Source organism: Rhodococcus sp. PAE-6, from assembly GCF_025290685.1.
GTDB lineage: Bacteria > Actinomycetota > Actinomycetes > Mycobacteriales > Mycobacteriaceae > Rhodococcus > Rhodococcus pyridinivorans.
In genome coordinates this window covers 1-1,018 of sequence record NZ_JAOCLZ010000078.1, presented here as the reverse complement: position 1 = coordinate 1,018, position 1,018 = coordinate 1, and the positions used below count along the sequence as shown (strand labels likewise).

The following is a 1,018-nucleotide window of genomic DNA, read 5'->3' as shown; positions in this document are numbered from 1 at the left end:
GTCACGATCGATGGCGACAACCACCACATCACCAAGACCGCTCGCGTCGGTGAGATCCGCGGCGACGGCCTGATCTACACCGTCTGGGAGTCCGACGGCGCCATCGAGCCCGACCCGTACCTCGAGTCCTACGACTGGGCGTCGGGCCTGTCCGGTAACTGAGCACGGAAGCCGAAGAGGGAGACGACATGGATGTCCTTGTAGGACAGCTCTTCACAGGATTGAGTATCGGATCGATCCTGTTGCTGGCAGCACTGGGGCTGTCGTTGACGTTCGGCCAGATGGGCGTGATCAACATGGCCCACGGCGAATTCATCATGGCCGGCAGCTACACCGCCTTCGTCGTGCAGCAGGTGATCTCCTCGGCCGGGATGTCCCTGTTCGTCTCCCTGCTCGTCGGCTTCCTGGTGGGCGGCGTGATGGGTGTGATCCTCGAGGTCACCCTCATCCGCCGCATGTACCACCGCCCGCTCGACACCCTGCTGGTGACCTTCGGTGTGGGCCTGCTGCTGCAGCAGGCCGCCCGCGACATCTTCGGCGCCCCCGCCGTCAACGTCGTCGCACCGTCCTGGCTCTCCGGTGGTGTGGAGATCTTCGGGGCGGTGGTCCCGAAGACCCGCCTGTTCATCCTCGCCCTCGCCGTGGTCTGCGTGGTCGCCCTGATCGCGTCGATGAAGTACACCCCGATGGGACGACGGATCCGGGCCGTGGTGCAGAACCGCGATCTCGCCGAGACGGTGGGCATCTCGTCGCGCCGCACCGACATCACGACCTTCTTCCTCGGCTCGGGCCTGGCCGGCCTCGCCGGTGTGGCCCTGACACTCATCGGCTCGACCAGCCCGACCATCGGCCAGTCGTACCTCATCGACGCCTTCCTCGTGGTCGTCATCGGCGGTCTCGGCCGCATCGAGGGCGCCGTGCTCGCGGCCGTCGCACTGGGCCTGCTCAATTCGTTCATCGAGTACTCCACGACCGCGTCGATCGCGAAGGTCATCGTGTTCGTGCTCATCGTGATCTT

General features: G+C 65.4%; 2 protein-coding genes. Both read left to right on the top strand.

Annotation, left to right across the window (positions count from 1 at the left end; all coding sequences use genetic code 11):
- A partial coding sequence (locus tag NVV99_RS26280) for an ABC transporter substrate-binding protein (RefSeq protein ID WP_260783279.1) occupies positions 1–162 on the top strand: 162 nt, incomplete at its 5' end.
- A 26-nt stretch (positions 163–188) separates the two neighbouring features.
- The coding region (gene urtB, locus NVV99_RS26275; RefSeq protein WP_260783278.1) for an urea ABC transporter permease subunit UrtB at positions 189–1,018 on the top strand (830 nt) is incomplete at its 3' end.